General features: G+C 63.6%; 16 protein-coding genes. 10 read left to right on the top strand and 6 right to left on the bottom strand.

From position 1 onward, the window contains the following. The first annotated feature begins 78 nt into the window (after positions 1-78). The 3 genes from FHS84_RS09785 (at position 79) to FHS84_RS09775 (ending at position 1,702) form a co-directional block, all read left to right on the top strand. Positions 79-609: a PAS domain-containing protein gene (locus FHS84_RS09785; protein WP_166933527.1), complete on the top strand. Its 531-nt coding sequence runs from the start codon at positions 79-81 to the stop codon at positions 607-609. A 123-nt stretch (positions 610-732) separates the two neighbouring features. Further along, on the top strand, positions 733-1,140 hold the full coding sequence (locus FHS84_RS09780) for a hypothetical protein (RefSeq protein ID WP_166933525.1): 408 nt from the start codon (positions 733-735) through the stop codon (positions 1,138-1,140). Positions 1,141-1,327: 187 nt separating this feature from the next. Further along, a complete protein-coding gene (locus FHS84_RS09775) occupies positions 1,328-1,702 on the top strand; it encodes a hypothetical protein (protein WP_166933523.1) in 375 nt (124 codons plus the stop codon). Here the strand turns inward: FHS84_RS09775 and rocD are convergent, their stop codons facing one another. Both rocD and FHS84_RS09765 read right to left on the bottom strand, forming a co-directional pair. Further along, on the bottom strand, positions 1,703-2,941 hold the full coding sequence (gene rocD / locus FHS84_RS09770; protein ID WP_166933521.1) for an ornithine--oxo-acid transaminase: 1,239 nt from the start codon (positions 2,939-2,941) through the stop codon (positions 1,703-1,705). Between the two features lie 22 nt (positions 2,942-2,963). Next, positions 2,964-3,851, bottom strand: a complete 888-nt coding sequence (locus FHS84_RS09765; RefSeq protein WP_166933519.1) for a dimethylarginine dimethylaminohydrolase family protein — start codon at positions 3,849-3,851, stop codon at positions 2,964-2,966. Between the two features lie 130 nt (positions 3,852-3,981). Here FHS84_RS09765 and FHS84_RS09760 point away from each other — a divergent pair, with 130 nt between their 5' ends. Further along, entirely contained in the window at positions 3,982-4,398 is a 417-nt protein-coding gene (locus FHS84_RS09760; RefSeq protein WP_166933517.1) for an Lrp/AsnC family transcriptional regulator, read from the top strand. A 9-nt stretch (positions 4,399-4,407) separates the two neighbouring features. On the opposite strand, the gene FHS84_RS09755 is transcribed toward FHS84_RS09760, so the two are convergent. Continuing rightward, positions 4,408-5,553, bottom strand: coding sequence for a hypothetical protein (locus FHS84_RS09755; RefSeq protein WP_166933515.1), 1,146 nt, complete (start codon positions 5,551-5,553; stop codon positions 4,408-4,410). Positions 5,554-5,820: 267 nt separating this feature from the next. Here FHS84_RS09755 and FHS84_RS09750 point away from each other — a divergent pair, with 267 nt between their 5' ends. From FHS84_RS09750 to FHS84_RS09725, 6 genes are all read left to right on the top strand, one after another. Next, positions 5,821-7,005 (top strand): efflux RND transporter periplasmic adaptor subunit, encoded by a 1,185-nt coding sequence (locus FHS84_RS09750; RefSeq protein ID WP_166933513.1) that lies wholly within the window; start codon positions 5,821-5,823, stop codon positions 7,003-7,005. 56 nt (positions 7,006-7,061) lie between these two features. After that, entirely contained in the window at positions 7,062-7,697 is a 636-nt protein-coding gene (locus FHS84_RS09745) for an ABC transporter ATP-binding protein (RefSeq protein ID WP_166933894.1), read from the top strand. Next, positions 7,694-8,899: an ABC transporter permease gene (locus FHS84_RS09740; protein ID WP_166933511.1), complete on the top strand. Its 1,206-nt coding sequence runs from the start codon at positions 7,694-7,696 to the stop codon at positions 8,897-8,899. Before FHS84_RS09745 ends, FHS84_RS09740 begins: the two co-directional genes overlap by 4 nt. A 119-nt stretch (positions 8,900-9,018) precedes the next feature. Beyond that, positions 9,019-9,996: a glucokinase gene (glk, locus tag FHS84_RS09735; RefSeq protein ID WP_166933509.1), complete on the top strand. Its 978-nt coding sequence runs from the start codon at positions 9,019-9,021 to the stop codon at positions 9,994-9,996. A 162-nt stretch (positions 9,997-10,158) separates the two neighbouring features. Continuing rightward, positions 10,159-10,533 carry a hypothetical protein gene (locus tag FHS84_RS09730; protein ID WP_166933507.1) on the top strand — a complete coding sequence of 125 codons (375 nt, stop codon included), beginning with the start codon at positions 10,159-10,161 and terminating at the stop codon, positions 10,531-10,533. Between the two features lie 113 nt (positions 10,534-10,646). Then, a complete protein-coding gene (locus tag FHS84_RS09725; RefSeq protein WP_166933505.1) occupies positions 10,647-11,807 on the top strand; it encodes an N-acetyltransferase in 1,161 nt (386 codons plus the stop codon). A 96-nt stretch (positions 11,808-11,903) separates the two neighbouring features. On the opposite strand, the gene FHS84_RS09720 is transcribed toward FHS84_RS09725, so the two are convergent. Genes FHS84_RS09720 through FHS84_RS09710 form a run of 3 tightly spaced genes read right to left on the bottom strand, consistent with a single transcriptional unit; the run spans position 11,904 to position 15,892 of the window. After that, a complete protein-coding gene (locus FHS84_RS09720; protein WP_166933503.1) occupies positions 11,904-13,133 on the bottom strand; it encodes an aminotransferase class I/II-fold pyridoxal phosphate-dependent enzyme in 1,230 nt (409 codons plus the stop codon). Positions 13,134-13,157: 24 nt separating this feature from the next. Next, positions 13,158-15,023, bottom strand: coding sequence for a phospholipid carrier-dependent glycosyltransferase (locus FHS84_RS09715; RefSeq protein WP_166933500.1), 1,866 nt, complete (start codon positions 15,021-15,023; stop codon positions 13,158-13,160). After that, positions 15,020-15,892: a hypothetical protein gene (locus FHS84_RS09710; protein ID WP_166933491.1), complete on the bottom strand. Its 873-nt coding sequence runs from the start codon at positions 15,890-15,892 to the stop codon at positions 15,020-15,022. The genes FHS84_RS09715 and FHS84_RS09710 overlap by 4 nt, the downstream gene beginning before the upstream one ends. Positions 15,893-15,998 lie beyond the last annotated feature (106 nt).

Below are 15,998 nucleotides of genomic sequence, written 5' to 3'. Positions count from 1 at the left end.
CGTTCGACAGAGATAACGCTGCGACCGGCGCACGCATTGTCCTTGCTTTCCGCAGCGGGATCGCGGATGGATTGCTGCATGGCTGTTGCGTCGTCCGATTCCGGCGATGATCCGGAGATCACGTCTTTCGCCCCCGTCGCTCTCGACGCTCTGGAAAACCCGCTGGTGCGGCGGGCGGTGGCGTACTGGCGAACACTGTGCGGAGCACGACGGTTTCCGGCCCGCGAGAATCTCGACCAGCGCGCGCTGGTGCCGTTCCAGCCCTACATGATCCTGCTCAAGGTCATCGACGGCGGCGCCGACTTCGAATACCGCTTTGTCGGCGAGGCGCAGCGCATGGCGTATGATCTGCCCTATGGCGGACGGCGGCTGAGCGATCCCGCCAATGTATCGCCATACAGCAAGCCGTTTTTCACCGGCTATCAGTACATCCAGAAAAGCGGCACGCCGTTCGCGATACGCGGCTGGGCGGGCAAGGATTTCACGCACTCGCGGTTCGCCTATTTCGAAAGCGTGGCGCTGCCGCTCGGACCCGACGACGACCATGTCGATCACATCGTCGTCTTCAGCGCCTATGCGCCGCGCGATCTGAAGCCGGTCAGCGTCTGACGCTTCCGCAGCGGCGGCGGGGCTCGTGGAGCCGAATCCGTCCCTTTCCTGCCTCCGCCTTATCACACGCCCGCAGCGATTGACGGTGTCATGTTGGCCCTAGCGAGTTAGGGAGATACCGCCATGCATATTATCAAAGCCGCTTCATTGGCCGCGCTGATCGGCGCCGGCACACTGCTTTCCGGATGCGCGACGCGCGAATCCGTCGAACATGCCCAGGCCACCGCCGATCTCGCCGACAGCGATGCCAAGGCCGCCAAGGGCGCCGCCGACCGGGCGCAGGCCAGCGCCGACAGCGCCGGCAAGTCCGCCCAGGACGCCACGGCCCTGGCGCAGCAAGCCAACGACAAGGTCGACAAATTCCTCGCCGAGCAGGCCGCGAAGAAGAAGCATATGGCGGCCCGCCATCATCATCGCCGCCACGTCGCCGCCAACACGCAAGCCTGCCCGCCGATGGAGCAGCACGGCGCGCTGAAGATGGAAAAGAAGCACGCCGCCGCAAAGACGCCGGTGAAGACAGCGCAGAACTAGATTTCCTATCGAGGGCGCGGAAGCAGACGACACGGTCTCTCCGCGCCCGATCATTTCCAGACCCCCGCAAGTTCCGCACCCCCAGCGGAATTTTCCATAAGCATCAGCACTGCATACAGTTCGTCAAGCCGCTTTCCAGGCGCGTCGAATTGCGCAACACTTCCGCCGACTGCAATTGGGGGACGGCATGACGAAGTATTATTTGATCGCCGCGTTGGCCGCCGGTCTCGCGGCCTGTTCGACCACACCAAATCCCATTCCCGCCGGGACCGAAACCACCGCCTATGGCCATCTCGTCAGCGGCGCTAAATTCGGCGCCGAAGTCGGGCGCCAAGCGGCGGACGCACCGACCGCGTTGTGGGATGCAGGCTACGGCTATCAAGGCATGGTCGCCTGTGCGAGCGATACGCAAGCGCTATTCGCCTGCCGCAACGGCGACACCTTCATGCGCTTCCAGCCGGTCGCGCTCGACCGCAAGGGCGTCGTCTATCTGAAGCTCGACGGCGGACGCATTTCCGAGATCGGATGGGATCTCAGGAACGTGCCGGCCGAAGAAGGCTAATCAGCCCGGCAGCACGGCATTGAACGCCGGCAACGCCTCGTCGATCTGATCGCGGGTGATGACCAGCGGCGGCATGATCCGCAGGATGCTGCCGTGCGTTTCCTTGCACAGAATCCCGCGCTGCATCAGCGCCTCGGCATCGGCCCTGGCGCCACCGGCATCGGGATAGAGTTCGACCGCAATCATCAGCCCGCGGCCGCGGATTTCCTTGATCCGGTTGGACCGGATGTTTTTGAGCGCGGCGAGCAGATAAGCGCCTATGCGCGCCGCATTGCCGATCATGTCCTCTTCGATCAGGACGCGCAGCGCCGCCCGCGCCACCGCGCAGGCGAGCGGATTGCCGCCGAAGGTCGAGCCGTGTTCGCCCGGCTTCAGCACCTCCATCACCTCGCGGTTGGAAAGCACCGCCGACACCGGATAGAAGCCGCCCGACAACGCCTTGCCAACCAGCGTGAGATCGGCTTCGACGCCGTCGTGTTCTTCGGCGAGCAGCGTGCCGGTGCGCCCCAGGCCGGTCTGGATTTCGTCGAGGATGAGAATGACGCGCTGCTCGGTGCACAGCGCCCGGGCGCGCTTGAGATAGCCGGGCGGCGGAATGATCACCCCGGCCTCGCCCTGGATCGGCTCCAGCAGCACGGCAACGGTGTTGGGATTGATCGCCGCTTCGAGCGCCGCGGCGTCGCCAAATGGCACGATGCGGAATCCGGGGGCGAACGGACCGAAGCCGGCGCGCGAGCCCGGATCGGTGGAGAAGCCGACGATCGCCAGCGTGCGGCCGTGGAAATTCTCCGACGCGACGACGATCTCGGCCGCGCCCGCGGGCACGCCTTTGACTTCGTAGCCCCATTTGCGCGCCACCTTCAGCGCCGTCTCGACCGCCTCGGCGCCGGAATTCATCGGCAGCATCTTGTGCGAATGGGTCAGCGCACAGAGTTCTTCGTAGAGAAGGCCGAGCTGGTCGTTGCGGAAGGCGCGCGAGGTGATCGAAAGCTTCGCCGCCTGTTCGGTCATGGCCGCCAGAATCTTGGGATGGCAATGGCCCTGATTGACCGCCGAATAGGACGACAGGCAATCGAGATACCGGCGTCCTTCCACATCCCAGACGTAGACGCCTTCGCCGCGGGTCAGCACCACGTCGAGCGGCTTGTAGTTGGACGCGCCGTAGGTGTCTTCCAGCGCGATGTACTCTTTGGTCGAGCGAACGGGACGCCCCGACGGAGCGTTGAATGCCTTATCCATCGCAATTCTCCCGATAAATGGGTTACTCGGCAGCAGCCTTCTCCGCCGCCGCCTTCACCGCACTAAAACGGTTCAGCCGCAACGTCATGCAATAGGCCCCGCCCCCCGACAGGATGAACGGATCGAGGTCGACACTCCGCACATGGTAGCCGCGCTCTTCCAGCCGCGCCTTCAGCTTGGCCGGCGGACGCGCCATTACGATTTCCTTGCCGAAATTCACCGCGTTGACCGAGAACGCCGCAGCATCCTCGTCGCTCGCCTCGAGCACGTTCTCCTTGCCCGCCAGCCCTTCGATGACGGCACGCCCTTCCGCCGAGAATGCCGGCGGATAATAGAGGATCTCGCCGCCCGACAGCACCAGGAAGCAGGTGTCGAGGTGATAGAAACGCGGGCTGACCAGTTCCAGCGGCACCACCGGCACGTTGAAGAAATCTTCGGTCACTTGCAGCGACGCCTTGGCCGAGCGCTGACCGTAACCGGCCCAGAATTGCTGGCGGGTGTCGTCCCACAGGCAATCGCCGGCGCCTTCCTGGAAAATGCCTTCGGGGTACTGCACCACCGTATCGAGCAGACCGCGCGCTTCGAACGAACGGAAGGCGTTCAGGAACAGGGCCTCCTCGCCACGGCGTTCGTCGCAGGCGAAGCGGGCCACGATGGCGCGGCCATCGAGCACCACAGCGGCGTTGGCCGGAAACACCATGTCCGGCAGACCGGGCGCACCCGGCACCATCACCACCTCGGCACCGGCCTCGGTGAGCGCCTGATGCAGGGCGGCGGAGCAAGCCTGGGCCTGACGCAAATGGCCGGCCGGGTCCTCGTGCCACGCTCCGGGTTTCATCCACGGATTGATCACGTAGGAGACCTCGAAATGTGACGGGTCGACCATCAACAACTTGGGTTTAAAGGCCATTTCGTTCCCTGCAGCAGATTCTGGAGGTCTATCCTGCGCTGCCTGGGTGCTAACAAAAAGCCAGCAAGGTGTTTAGGAATGCTGGACTTTCTGGCATTATGATAAGCCGAACTGACATTCTGGCAGAACCATGGATGACACCGACCGCCATCTCGTCAGCCTGCTGCGCGACAACGCCCGCCTGCCGGTCGCCACGCTGGCGAAGAAATTGGGGGTGTCGCGCGGCACGGTGCAGAACCGCATCGCCCGCCTGATCGCGACCGGCGGCATCGAAGGCTTCACCGTCCGCGCCAAGCCCGACGCCGGCACCATCCGCGCCATCATGCTGATCGAGATCGAAGGCGAACGCTCCGACCGCATCGTCGAGGAGCTGAAGAAATTTCCCGAAGTTCGCGCCGTGCACACCACCAACGGGCGCTGGGACATGGTGATCGAGCTTGCCACCGACAGCTTGCAGACCTTCGACCGCGTGCTCCACCGCATCCGCCTGATTGCCGGCGTGTCGGCGTCGGAGACGAGCCTTCTGTTGTCGAGCTACCTGTTCTGAGGCTTCGGCCTATTCCTCGTCCCGCAGGGCGACGATTTCGCAGAGGTTGGAAAGTTCGCTCTCGAAGGTTTCGGGATCGACGTGGTTCATCGTCGGCTTGGGGAACAGATACAGGAAGTAGCTCGTCACCTGATCGAACAGTACCACGTTCATCCCGACGCTCGAGATGTTCCGCGCCATGCTGCGCAGCGATTCCGAGATTTCGCTCGCATCCGACTTGCCGATGATCGCCGACACCAGCCGCTGCAGCGCGCTTTGGATGTAGCCGGTCGAGCCGTCGTGCAGCTTGTAGAGATTGCGGGCGAGTTCGCGCTTCAACTCCTCGATATGGGCGAGATCGGCGCTCGACAGGCGCAGCTTGGGCTTGGTGCCGTGCAGCACCTTGAGCACGCGCTCCAGCCGCTCGTGGGTGCCGCGCGAAACCAGGTCGTAATAGATCAGCGCCTTCCAGGCGAAGATCACATCGGCCCATTCCGAACGCGGGATCTGCAGCGCTTCGAGAAACAGGTTGTCGGTCGTGGCGTTGGTCACGTTCCACACCTGATCGACGAACCGGCTCATCTCCTCGGGCGAGGCCGACTTGCCGAGCGCCTTCTGGACCAGCGGCTTGAACACGTCGAACACGTCGGCCGTGGTCTTGGTGGCGAGGCCGTAGCTCTCGGCGAAGAACGCCGGCTCGACCCTGAGGCCGTCGGCCCTCAGGCATTCGGTGACGATGAAGGCATCGAGCGTCGGCGAGCGGCTCAAGGCTTCCAGCACCTTGATGTCGTGCAGCACCTCTTTGTCGCCGGTCATCAGGTCGAGGTGCAGGAGTTCGCGCAAGTGATCCTTGAACTGGTATTCCTCGATGAAGAAGGACCGGCCGCCGATTTCCAGACGCCGGGGATCGAACGGCAGGAAAATCTTGGTCGCGACATGGACCGAACGCGCAAACAAGTCGCGCTCGTTGTCCCTGAGGTTATGCTTGGTCAGGATCGTGTAGTTGAGAGTATTGTTGTAAAACAACGGCTTGATCGTCACCGGGGACTTGCCGTGCGGCGGGGTCGCCTGCAGGGCGGCATCGGTCAAGGTGATGAGATTGAGAACCCGGCCCGAGTTGGTGCGCCTGAGCTTGTGAAAGCTCCGGACTTCTTTGCGTTCGCGAAACGCCGCCATTGCACACATGCCTAATGACCCCCAAAACCGATCCGGCCGCCCTTAACTCTGCCGGAATCAATTTTATCTATCGTCTAGCGCCTGGGTTGCGCCCACACTTAGTCTGGAACGTGTGTAATGAAGAGTGAACGGCAAAGCGGCCGTTAACCTGCCGGCAAGGTCCAGCCTCTGCCAAAAAGACGCGGCCGACACAAAATTGACCGAGAAGACCTACACATTTTACCGCTGCACCCTATTTGTGGGAGCAATCGACATCCGGAGGGGGCCGTGAACGATCAACCCAGAACAACGCAGTCAAGTTCCGCCATCGGCGAACGACTGGGCATGACGCCGGCGAAACCCAAGCGCCGGATCCGTCCCTGGATGTGGTGGGTCGGCGGCGGCGTCCTGATCGTCGGCCTGTTCGTGGTCTGGGGCGTTCTTAACAAGCCCAAGCCGAACTACGACTTCCAGACGGTCGGCGAAGGCTCCCTGACCCTGTCGGTCAGCGCCACCGGCACCCTCGCACCGCGCGTTTCGGTCGATGTCGGCGCCGAAGTCTCCGGCCGCATCGACGAACTCTATGTCGACTACAACGACCACGTCACCAAGGGGCAGAAACTCGCCCAGATCAACACCGAGCAGATCCAGGCCCAGCTCGACCAGGCGCGCGCCACGCTGATGCAACAGCAGGCGTCCCAGGTCCAGACCGAGGCCAAGTACAAGCGCTATACCTCGCTGCTCAAGACCGGCGACATCAGCCGCCAGGACTACGACACCGCCAGAGCCGACTTCCTGCGCGCCCAGGCGGGCGTGGCGCAATCGGCCGCCCAGGTGAAGCAGTACGAATCCCAGCTCCAGAAGTGCACCATCTACGCCCCGATCGACGGCGTCGTGCTCGACCGCAAGGTCTCCAAAGGCCAGACCGTCGCCGCCGCGTTCTCGACCCCGGTGCTGTTCACGATCGCCAGCGATCTCACCCAGATGGAGCTCGACGTCGACATCGACGAAGCCGATGTCGGCACCGCCAAGGCCGGCCTCGATGCCGAATTCACCGTCGGCGCCTATACCGACAAGAAATTCAAGGCGCGGATGATCCAGGTCCGCACCAACTCGACCACGGTGCAGAACGTCGTCACCTACAAGGGCATCCTGTTGGTCGACAATGCCAAGCTGCTCCTCAAGCCCGGCATGACGGCGACCGCCGAGATCATCACCGGCAAGCTGCCCAAGAGCGTGACGGTGCCCAATGCGGCGCTGCGCTTCGTACCGCTGCCGGCCCTGACGGCAGGCCAGCCTCCGGCTCCGGTCGGTGTCGGCCTCGGACGTGTGTGGACGTTGGATAACGGCCGCCTCAAGCCGCACGACTTGAAGCTCGGCGGCACCGACGGCCACGCGACCCAGGTGCTCAAGGGCGACATCAAGCCCGGCGACAAGGTCATCACCGACTCCAAGCTGCCGGGCAAGCCGTGAGCTCCCCGCTCATCGAACTGAGAGGCGTCACCAAGCTGTACGGCGAAGGCGAGGCCATGGTCTCCGCGCTGGCGGGCGTCGATCTCACCATTCACGCCCACGAGTTCGTCGCGGTGATGGGCCCTTCCGGCTCGGGCAAGTCGACGGCGATGAACATCCTCGGCTGCCTCGATACGCCGACCGCCGGCCAATACCTGTTCCAGGGCACCGACGTCGGCACCCTGTCGCGCGACGAGCGCGCCATGCTCCGGCGCTACCATCTCGGATTCGTCTTCCAGGGCTTCAACCTGTTGAAGCGCACCACCGCGATCGAGAATCTCGAACTGCCGCTGATCTATCGCGGCATGGGCCGCAAGGAACGCCACAAGCGCTCGTCGGTCGCTCTCGCCCAGGTCGGTCTCGCCGAACGCGGCCACCATACCGCGGCGCAGCTCTCCGGCGGACAGCAGCAGCGCGTCGCGATCGCCCGCGCCCTTGTCAGCGAGCCGGCGGTAGTATTCGCCGACGAACCGACCGGCAATCTCGATACCGCGATGAGCCACGAAATCATGAGCCTGCTGCGCCGGCTCAACGACGACCGCGGCATCACTATCGTGCTCGTCACCCATGAAGAAGACATCGCCGCCTATGCCAAGCGGCAGGTGCGCTTCCGCGACGGGCGCATCCATTCGGACACCGGAGCCGCGGCATGATCGGCAACGCCCTCGTCCTCGCCTTGCGCGAAATCCGCAACAACATGATGCGGGCGGCGCTGACCACCCTCGGCATCGTGATCGGCGTCGGCGCCGTGATCGCCATGGTGACGCTCGGCAACGGCGCCACCCAATCGGTCACCAACACCGTATCCTCGATCGGCAAGAACCTCCTGTTCATCACGCCGGGACAGCGCCGCGAAGGCGGTCCGCCGGGCGATGCGCCGGCCTTCCAGATCAGCGACGCCGATGCCTTGCGCCGCGAAGTCCTGAGCCTCAAGCATGTCGTGCCGGTCAACCAGACCAGCGTCGCGGCGGTGCTCGGAAACCGCAGCCACACCACCACCGTCAACGGCGCCACCACCGAATGGTTCGATGCCAGAAGCTGGACCATCGTGTCGGGCCGCGCCTTCAACGAGGCCGAAGACAAGACCGGCAAATCGGTCTGCGTCATCGGCGAAACGGTGCATCACGAATTGTTCGGCGGCCAGGACCCGGTCGGCCAGCGCATCCGTCTCGGCAAGATCACCTGCGAAGTGGTCGGCCTGTTGCAAACCAAAGGCCGCAACACCTTCGGCCAGGACCAGGACGATTACGTCATCATGCCGATCCGCACGGTGCAGCGGCGCCTGGTCGGCAACAACTTCGCCTATTACATCATGGTCGAAGTGCAGAACGAGGCCGGCATTCCCGAGGCCAAGAAGCAGATCGCGCAGGTCTTGCGCCAGCGGCGACACCTCAATGCCAGTCAGCAGGACAATTTCGACGTCCAGGATCTGCGCGAGATCGGCAATATGCTGTCGTCGATCACTGGTGTTCTGACGGCCTTCCTGGCGGCGATTGCCGCGGTGAGCCTCTTGGTCGGCGGCATCGGCATCATGAACATCATGCTGGTGTCGGTGACCGAACGGACCCGCGAAATCGGCATCCGCCTCGCCATCGGGGCGCGCGAACGCGACGTGCTCCTGCAGTTCCTGATCGAGGCGGTGGTGCTGTCGGCCCTCGGCGGCATTGTCGGCATCACGCTGGGGCTTCTCGGCGCTGCGGCGGGAACCGCGGCCCTTGGTCTGCCCTTCGTGTTCCAGCCCTCGATCGTGGCCATCGCAGTGCTATTCTCGGCCGGTGTGGGCGTGGCGTTCGGCTTCTTCCCCGCCCGCCGGGCCGCCCGGATGGACCCGATCGAAGCCCTCCGCCACGAATGACCGCGCGTTCTTGCGACGATTGACCCGGTACTGTACCCGTCCGGGGCATAGACAGCGCTGTCAGAGTGGTGTTTTGTACGCCCCGCATTCGAAATGCAACCGTACCGGGAGGATTATCCGTGACCACGACCCCGAAGACCTGCCTGGTCGGCGATATCGGCGGCACCAATGTGCGACTGGCAGTGGCCGATCTTTCCGGGCCCGTGATCAGCGAACCCAAAAGCCTGCCGCGTGCCGGACATCCGACCTTTGAAGGCGTGGTCGATCTTTATCTGAACGAAACCGGCGGCCCGATGCCCGACGCGATCGTGGTGGCGGTGGCCGGTCCGATCAAGGACGGCAAGGTCAAGCTCACCAACGGCCAATGGGTGCTCGACGAAGCGGTGCTGCGCGGCAAGGGCTTCGCCCACGCCCGCCTGATCAACGACTACGCCGCGCTCGGCTATGCGGTCGAACATCTGTCCGGCGCGGACCTCGCCACCATCGGCGGCGAACATCCCGGCATTCCGGGCGAGACCGTGGGTGTGGTCGGTGCCGGCACGGGACTGGGCGTTTCGGCCCTGGTGCGCGATGCGTTTTCCAGCGCGGTGATGGTCACCGAAGGCGGCCATATCGCATTCGCCCCGGTCGACGGCACCGAATTCGAAATCCTGCGCGTATTGTCGGAGCGCTTCCCGCGCGTGTCGGTCGAGCGCGTGCTGTCCGGCCCCGGTCTCGTCAACATCCATTGGGCGCTGCAGCGGATCGCCGGGGCGATCGAGCCCGTCGACCTGACGCCCGAAGAAGTCACCACCGCTGCGGTGGCGCACACCGATCCGGTGTCGGTGCGGGCGCTCGAAGTGTTCCTCGGCATCTACGGCCGTTTCGCCGGCGACATGGCGCTGGCGTTCGGCGCGCGCGGCGGCATCTATCTCGGCGGCGGCATCGCCCCGAAACTGCTGCCCCAGCTCAACAACGGCATTTTCCGCCGCTGCTTCGAGGAAAAAGGACGCTTCGATGCCTATGTCGGAATCGTTCCGACCAAGGTGATCGTGCATCCCTACGCCGCCCTGATCGGCTCCGCCGAAGCCGCCATCCGTGCGTTCGTGAAGCGATAGCCGGCAGAGCCCGCGAAACCTTCTGCATCCGTAGCGCGTGCATACAATCCCGCGACCGTCGCGGCGCAAAACTATTCCCTACGAGATGGGGAACCTGCGCCCGGAGTGACTCGTTGCGGTTTGGCCTGGAATAGCCGGGCAAACCTCGCATGGAGAAGGGTAATGGCTTACCTCGACGTCAATCCGTTGATGGCATCGCTTCGTTCGCGCCCCGAGGAATTCCGTTTGAAAGGCGACTGGCTCACCCACACGCCGAGCCGGCATAGTTTCAAGTTCGAACCCTCGGGACGAGTGCAGATCCGCGCCGAATGCAATTGCGCGTTCCTCTCAATCCACCCGCAGCAGGAGCGCCAGCTCGCCGACAGCTTCAAGGACTGGCACACCAATTACTGGCGGCCGCTGGAGATCAACCGGGAATTCGCCTCGCATTTCCGGCCCCGCTCGGCGCTCCGGCGCTGGCTGATCGGTGTCACCGCGAAACTGAATGCCTGGCTCATGGGCGGCGGCTCGGACCATATGCACGTTGCCGCCGAATGAGGCTGTCCACCACTCCCGCGGGACGCAGCGCGGGAGCGGGTGGAGCAACATCGTGATTGTATTTGCGTCACGATTTTCCTAGAGAGGCGCGCCCGCTTTTCGAGGTGCGTGCCATGACGCCTGCGGCCGATAATTCCGTGACCGTGATACCGGTCGAAGGCGCCACGCTGTGGCGTGCCTTCCACCGCCTGCCCCAACGGCTCTATGCCGGCGACCCCAACTGGGTGCCGCCGCTCTTGATCGAGCGTCAGACCCACTTCCAGGCGCATCACAACGCCTATTTCAAGCACGCCAAGGCGAGCTTCTGGCTGGCACTCAAGAATGGCGAGCCGGTCGGCCGTATGACGGCCCAGATCGACTTCCTCCACCTCGAACAGCACCACGACGCCACCGGCCATTTCGGCTTTCTGGAGGCGATCGATGACGCGAGCGTGTTCGCCGCACTGCTTGGCAAGGGCGAAGAGTGGCTGAGGAACGAAGGCATCCGCCGGGTGCTCGGCCCGGTCAGCTTCAATATGTGGGACGAGCCGGGCTTGCTGGTCGACGGCTTCGATACCCCGCCCAACGTCATGATGGGCCACCACCTGCCCTATTATCAAAACCGCATTCTGGAGCAGGGCTACACCCCGGCCCAGGACGTGCTGGCCTACGAGCGCTCGGCGCAAGAGCCCTTCGGCGACATCCTCGAAAAGATGATCGAGAAAGGCAAACGCAAGCACGCTTTCGCGATGCGCCCGATCCGCATGGACAAGGAGAGTTTTCCCGGCGAAATCGAGCTGATCCGCGACATCATCAACGACGCCTGGGCCGACAACTGGGGCTTCGTGCCGATCACCTACGACGAGCTCGCGGAAATCGGCGCGTTGTTCAAGCTGATCCTCAAGCCGGAAGCGTTGGTGATTGCCGAATACGACGGCGAGCCCGTCGGCGTCGCCATGATGCTTCCCAACATCAACGAGTTCATCAAGGACCTGAACGGCAAGCTGTTCCCGCTCGGCCTCGTCAAGCTGATCTGGCGGTTGAAGACGCGCAACGTGAAATCGGGACGCCTGGCGCTGATGGGCGTGCGCCGCCAGTACCGCACCACCCCGGCCGGCGCCGTGATCGCGCTGTTGATGATCAAGGCCTGCCAGAAAACCGAGTATGTCCGCAAAGCCGAGACCGCCGAGCTGTCGTGGATTCTCGATTCCAACGAGCCGATCAAGCGCATGCTGGAGGCGTTCGGCTGTCACATCAACAAGCGCTATCGCATCTTCGAAAAGACGATCGGCTGATTGATCCGGACTGGTGCCAGCATCGTACTCCCGAAACGAAAAGACCGGCCTTGCGGCCGGTCTTTCTGCATAACGTTTATCGTCGGATGACGCCGCTTAGGCCGGAACCGGCTCGGGCGGAACCGGTGTCTTCGCCAAGCCTGCCGAGAACGCCTTGAGGGCTTCGATCGTGCGATCGATTTCCTCGAAGCTGTGGCGGGCGGAGATGAAGAAGCGGATGCGCGGCAGGCCCTTCGGCACGCCCACCTGAACGATCGGCGGGGCATAAATGCCGCGCTGCATCAGGTAGTCCGACGCCGCCATGGTCGACTTCATGTCGGGGAACATCACCGGCACGATGGCATAACCTTCCGCGGGTCCGGTCGACAGACCGGCTTCCCTGGCCTTGATCAGGAAGCGCTGGGCGTTGTCCTGCAGCTTGCCGACACGGCTCGGCTCGTCCTCGATCACCTGCAACGCGGCACCCGCCGCGGCGGCGATCACCGGCGGCAGGCCGACGCTGTAGACGAAGCCCGGCAGCAGATACTTCAGCCAGTCCAGGATCACCTTTTGGCCGCAGATGAAGCCGCCGCAGGAGACGAACGTCTTGGACAACGTGCCGATGATGAGATCGATGCGCTTGGGGTCTTCCCCGAAATGCTCGCAGATGCCGCGACCGCTCTTACCGAGCACGCCGATGGAGTGGGCTTCGTCGACCAACAGCCAGGCGTTGAACTCGTCCTTGAGCTTCAACAGCTCGGGCAGGTTGGCGATGTCGCCGTCCATCGAGTAGAGGCTTTCCACCACGATGAGACAGTTGCGGTGCTCGGCGCGCTGCGTCTGAAGGACGTGGCGCAGATATTCCATGTCGTTGTGCCGGAACTCGACCGCATCGGCCTTGCACGACTGCACGCCCGCCATAATCGAGTTGTGGCTCAGTTCGTCGTAAAGGATCAGATCGCGCTTGCCGAGCAGGCTCGAAATCGTCGTCAGGTTGGTGAGATAGCCGCTGACCAGCGTCAAAGCGGCTTCCGAACCGACGAATTTTGCAAGGGCACTTTCGAAGTCCGCATGGATCAGCCGCTCGCCCCCGACGAGCCGAGAACCCAGCGCGCCGACCCCCACGCGATCAAGCGCCGCATGTGCGGCATTCTTGATCGCAGAATGATCGGAAATGCCGAGATAGTCGTAATTCGCGAAGCTTGTGAGCACGGTGCCATGGCTGCGAGCGTCTGCCTGCAGACGATCGAGCGGCGCGAAGAAGGGGTTTCCATTCTCCAGTACCGAACCGCCGACCAAGCGCGCCCGCCGGACGATGTAGCCCGCCAATGAGAAATCAGATGCCATTACGCGTCCCAACCCCAAGTTCGATCAATATGATAACCCAAGGAAACGAAAGCAAGTCCTCGTGACAACGAACGTAAACGGCGCCCCAGCCCTGGTGTCGGTCCACCCCCATATGGGCCGGTATAGGGGGTTTGGCAGCGTCGTGGCCGCCGATTTCGGGGCTGTGACAATTGGCGCAACTGCCCCGGCGGGCTCCCTTTCGAAGATAAACACGGACTGTCTAAGGCTCTCGTACGCATCAAGATCAGGCTCCAGCGGGCCAGAATAGTCGGACCGGTGGACAAGCCGGTACGGAAGCCGTTGGGCGAACAGTGCCCCAAAAAACCCCCGCGCGTCCACGTCTCGTAATGCCACTTCCCGCACCTTTGCCTGGGTGCGTCCCCGCTCCGCAACAACCCCTTCCGGGGCCAAATAGTCCTGTACCCAGAAGCCGGTAACCACAAGGAATCGCGGATTCCGGGTGGCAATCGCGCCGTAGGGCTGCAGAATCTCCGTCACCTGTGGCAACGGATTCCGGGCCTTGAGCGGCTTCAGGCCGACTCGGCTGACCCTGGCGTTCTCCGGCAGACGCGGCAGATACGCATTCAGGCCATAAATTTCAACCCGGTCGCCTGGACGCACCTGGCTCTTGAGCCAAGCTTCCGCGTCATAGCGTGGGTCTAGCCAGAACGCGGTGTGAACTCCGACAACGCCATACCCCGCCCAGGCGGCAACTGCAATCAAAGCCGTATTCGCAAGCCACTGTTTCTTGACGATCGCCAACAGTAAGTCGGCACCGAGGCCGATCATGACGGCGAGAACCACCGACTGCGGCAGGACGAAGCGGGTTTCCGTGCGGAGCGCGACGAAATTGAATGCAACCGTGAACGAGACTGCCGCCAAAACAGGCAGCAAACCGGCGGCCAGGGTCCCGCCGGAGCGACGCATTACAGCCACGACACCCAGCACCAACAGCACCGCCGCCGAGGTCGGATAGTACCGCGTGAAATGCGCTGCCATGTCGCTCGCCACCGCGAGCCGTCCGGCGAGGTTGTTCTGATACTCGGCATAGTCCTGGCTCGCCGAGCCGGTCAGCAATGCAATGCGATCGGCGAAGCCGTGCGGATTGACGAGCGCACCGTCGATCACGAGCACGGCCGCGATCGCGATCGCGCCCCACAGCGCCACCTGTTTCAACACGACCGCCGCGTTCGCGCGCGCCCAAGCATCGACGGCGAACCAAACGATCAAGCCCGCCGGCAATGCCAGCGCGAAGACGGCATAGGTCTGATCCTTGGTCGCGACCGCCGCGGCCGCCGCCAGACACGCCCAACGCACCGGCTTCAGGTCGTGTTCGACCATCACCCGCATGAACAGGAACAGCGACAGCATCGCCCAGAACAGCGAGGGGCCGTCGAGATTTGTGACCTGGCCGTAGTAGGTAAGGCCGCCGTTCAAGGCCAACGCCGCCGCCGCCAGCCAGCCGGCACGCTTGCCGCCGAGCATCTCGCCCATTCGCGCTGCAACCGCGATGGTACCGAGCGAAAACGCTATCGAGACCAACCGCGCCACGACCGCAAAATAAGTCATGTACGGCACGTGGATCATCTCGGCGATGACATCCTTCGGCGCGAACGACGGCGCGCTCAGCAAGGCCGCAACGATGCCGGGCAGCGACAGCACCGTCAGGATGAACATGTGAAACGGCGGATAGGCGAAGTGATGGCCCGGCGTGTAGGTCTCGACCAAACCGACGAGGAAATTGCGCGGCGCCACACCGTCGTCGTCCCAGCCGTCGGAAGCCGGCAGTCCCCACCAGATCGCAGCGGTACGGGCGAGTGCGGCGCAGAGCAGAATCCAGAACAGCGGCGAAGCGCGCCACCGCCGCCACAACACGGCCGCGGCGCTCACGACGCCGCCTCGCCTGCGCTGCGCCGGAAGCGCACCTGCTGGACCAGCCACGGAACGCCGACCACGACGAGATCTTCGATCTTGTCGATCACCGTCATCAGCACCAGCACGGCGGCGACCTTGGGCGCCGACACCGCCATCGAGCCCGCCGCCGCCATGGCAACGCCGACGAACACGAGATCCTTCGATGGGATCAGCGGCAGGCGCGTCACCAAAAGGCGCAAGGCGACGAACTTGAAGCAATCGCCGCTCGACGGCAGCGCGCCCGACAGCCACCACAGCACATACTCGAGCCACAGCGCCACGATGCAACGCGTCAGATGGATGGAGAACGTGACGCCAATCTGCTTGCGGCTCAGCGCCGTCAGTTTGCGGTTGCCGACGAACAGCGCAATGCCCAGCAGCAGCGGCACCGATCCGATCAGCAGCAGCGGCCAGCGGCCGATCTGGATCGACGGCAGGGTGATGAGATGCTCGACCAGGAGGATCACGAACATCACCCACAACACGACGAGCCCGCCGGCGGCCGACAGCACGCTCGAATCCTTCACCGCGTGCATCAGGAAATTGCCGTCGATCTTCAGCGTCTTGCGAATCCAGAAGAACAGGTAGACCTCGCCGGAATAGTCGAGCATCACCGTGTTCATGTAGCGCTTGCGCAAGAGGATCCACAGCGGCAGCGCCCGTCCGACACCGAGAAGATAGCGGTAGAGGATGAGATCGCCGATCGGCTGCACGAAAAACGGCAATGCCAGCACGAGATAGAACAGGACCGACGACGGGCGCGACGCATAGATATTGCTCCAGCCGATCCGCGTCAGGCCGTAGGCGACCAATCCCAACAAAAGAATCGGAATGCCCCAGCGCACGCCATGCTGCGCCGCGCGGCCCAACCGCGTGTCGAGCTTGACCTTGGCGAACTGCCTCAGCGTTTCAATCCGTGTACGCAGCTTTTCCGACAGAACTGCCCCCTGG

This window comes from Rhizomicrobium electricum, from assembly GCF_011762045.1.
Taxonomy (GTDB): Bacteria; Pseudomonadota; Alphaproteobacteria; order Micropepsales; family Micropepsaceae; genus Rhizomicrobium; species Rhizomicrobium electricum.
This window is presented reverse-complemented; position numbering and strand designations above follow the sequence as displayed.

Coding starts and splice junctions, on each gene's coding strand:
- FHS84_RS09720 (WP_166933503.1), bottom strand. CDS start 13,133: ATGGCATCTGATTTCTCATTGGCGGGCTACATCGTCCGGCGGGCGCGC.
- FHS84_RS09760 (WP_166933517.1), top strand. CDS start 3,982: ATGGATGACACCGACCGCCATCTCGTCAGCCTGCTGCGCGACAACGCC.
- FHS84_RS09745 (WP_166933894.1), top strand. CDS start 7,062: ATGGTCTCCGCGCTGGCGGGCGTCGATCTCACCATTCACGCCCACGAG.
- FHS84_RS09765 (WP_166933519.1), bottom strand. CDS start 3,851: ATGGCCTTTAAACCCAAGTTGTTGATGGTCGACCCGTCACATTTCGAG.
- FHS84_RS09785 (WP_166933527.1), top strand. CDS start 79: ATGGCTGTTGCGTCGTCCGATTCCGGCGATGATCCGGAGATCACGTCT.
- FHS84_RS09775 (WP_166933523.1), top strand. CDS start 1,328: ATGACGAAGTATTATTTGATCGCCGCGTTGGCCGCCGGTCTCGCGGCC.
- FHS84_RS09755 (WP_166933515.1), bottom strand. CDS start 5,553: ATGGCGGCGTTTCGCGAACGCAAAGAAGTCCGGAGCTTTCACAAGCTC.
- FHS84_RS09740 (WP_166933511.1), top strand. CDS start 7,694: ATGATCGGCAACGCCCTCGTCCTCGCCTTGCGCGAAATCCGCAACAAC.
- FHS84_RS09730 (WP_166933507.1), top strand. CDS start 10,159: ATGGCTTACCTCGACGTCAATCCGTTGATGGCATCGCTTCGTTCGCGC.
- rocD (WP_166933521.1), bottom strand. CDS start 2,941: ATGGATAAGGCATTCAACGCTCCGTCGGGGCGTCCCGTTCGCTCGACC.
- FHS84_RS09780 (WP_166933525.1), top strand. CDS start 733: ATGCATATTATCAAAGCCGCTTCATTGGCCGCGCTGATCGGCGCCGGC.
- FHS84_RS09725 (WP_166933505.1), top strand. CDS start 10,647: ATGACGCCTGCGGCCGATAATTCCGTGACCGTGATACCGGTCGAAGGC.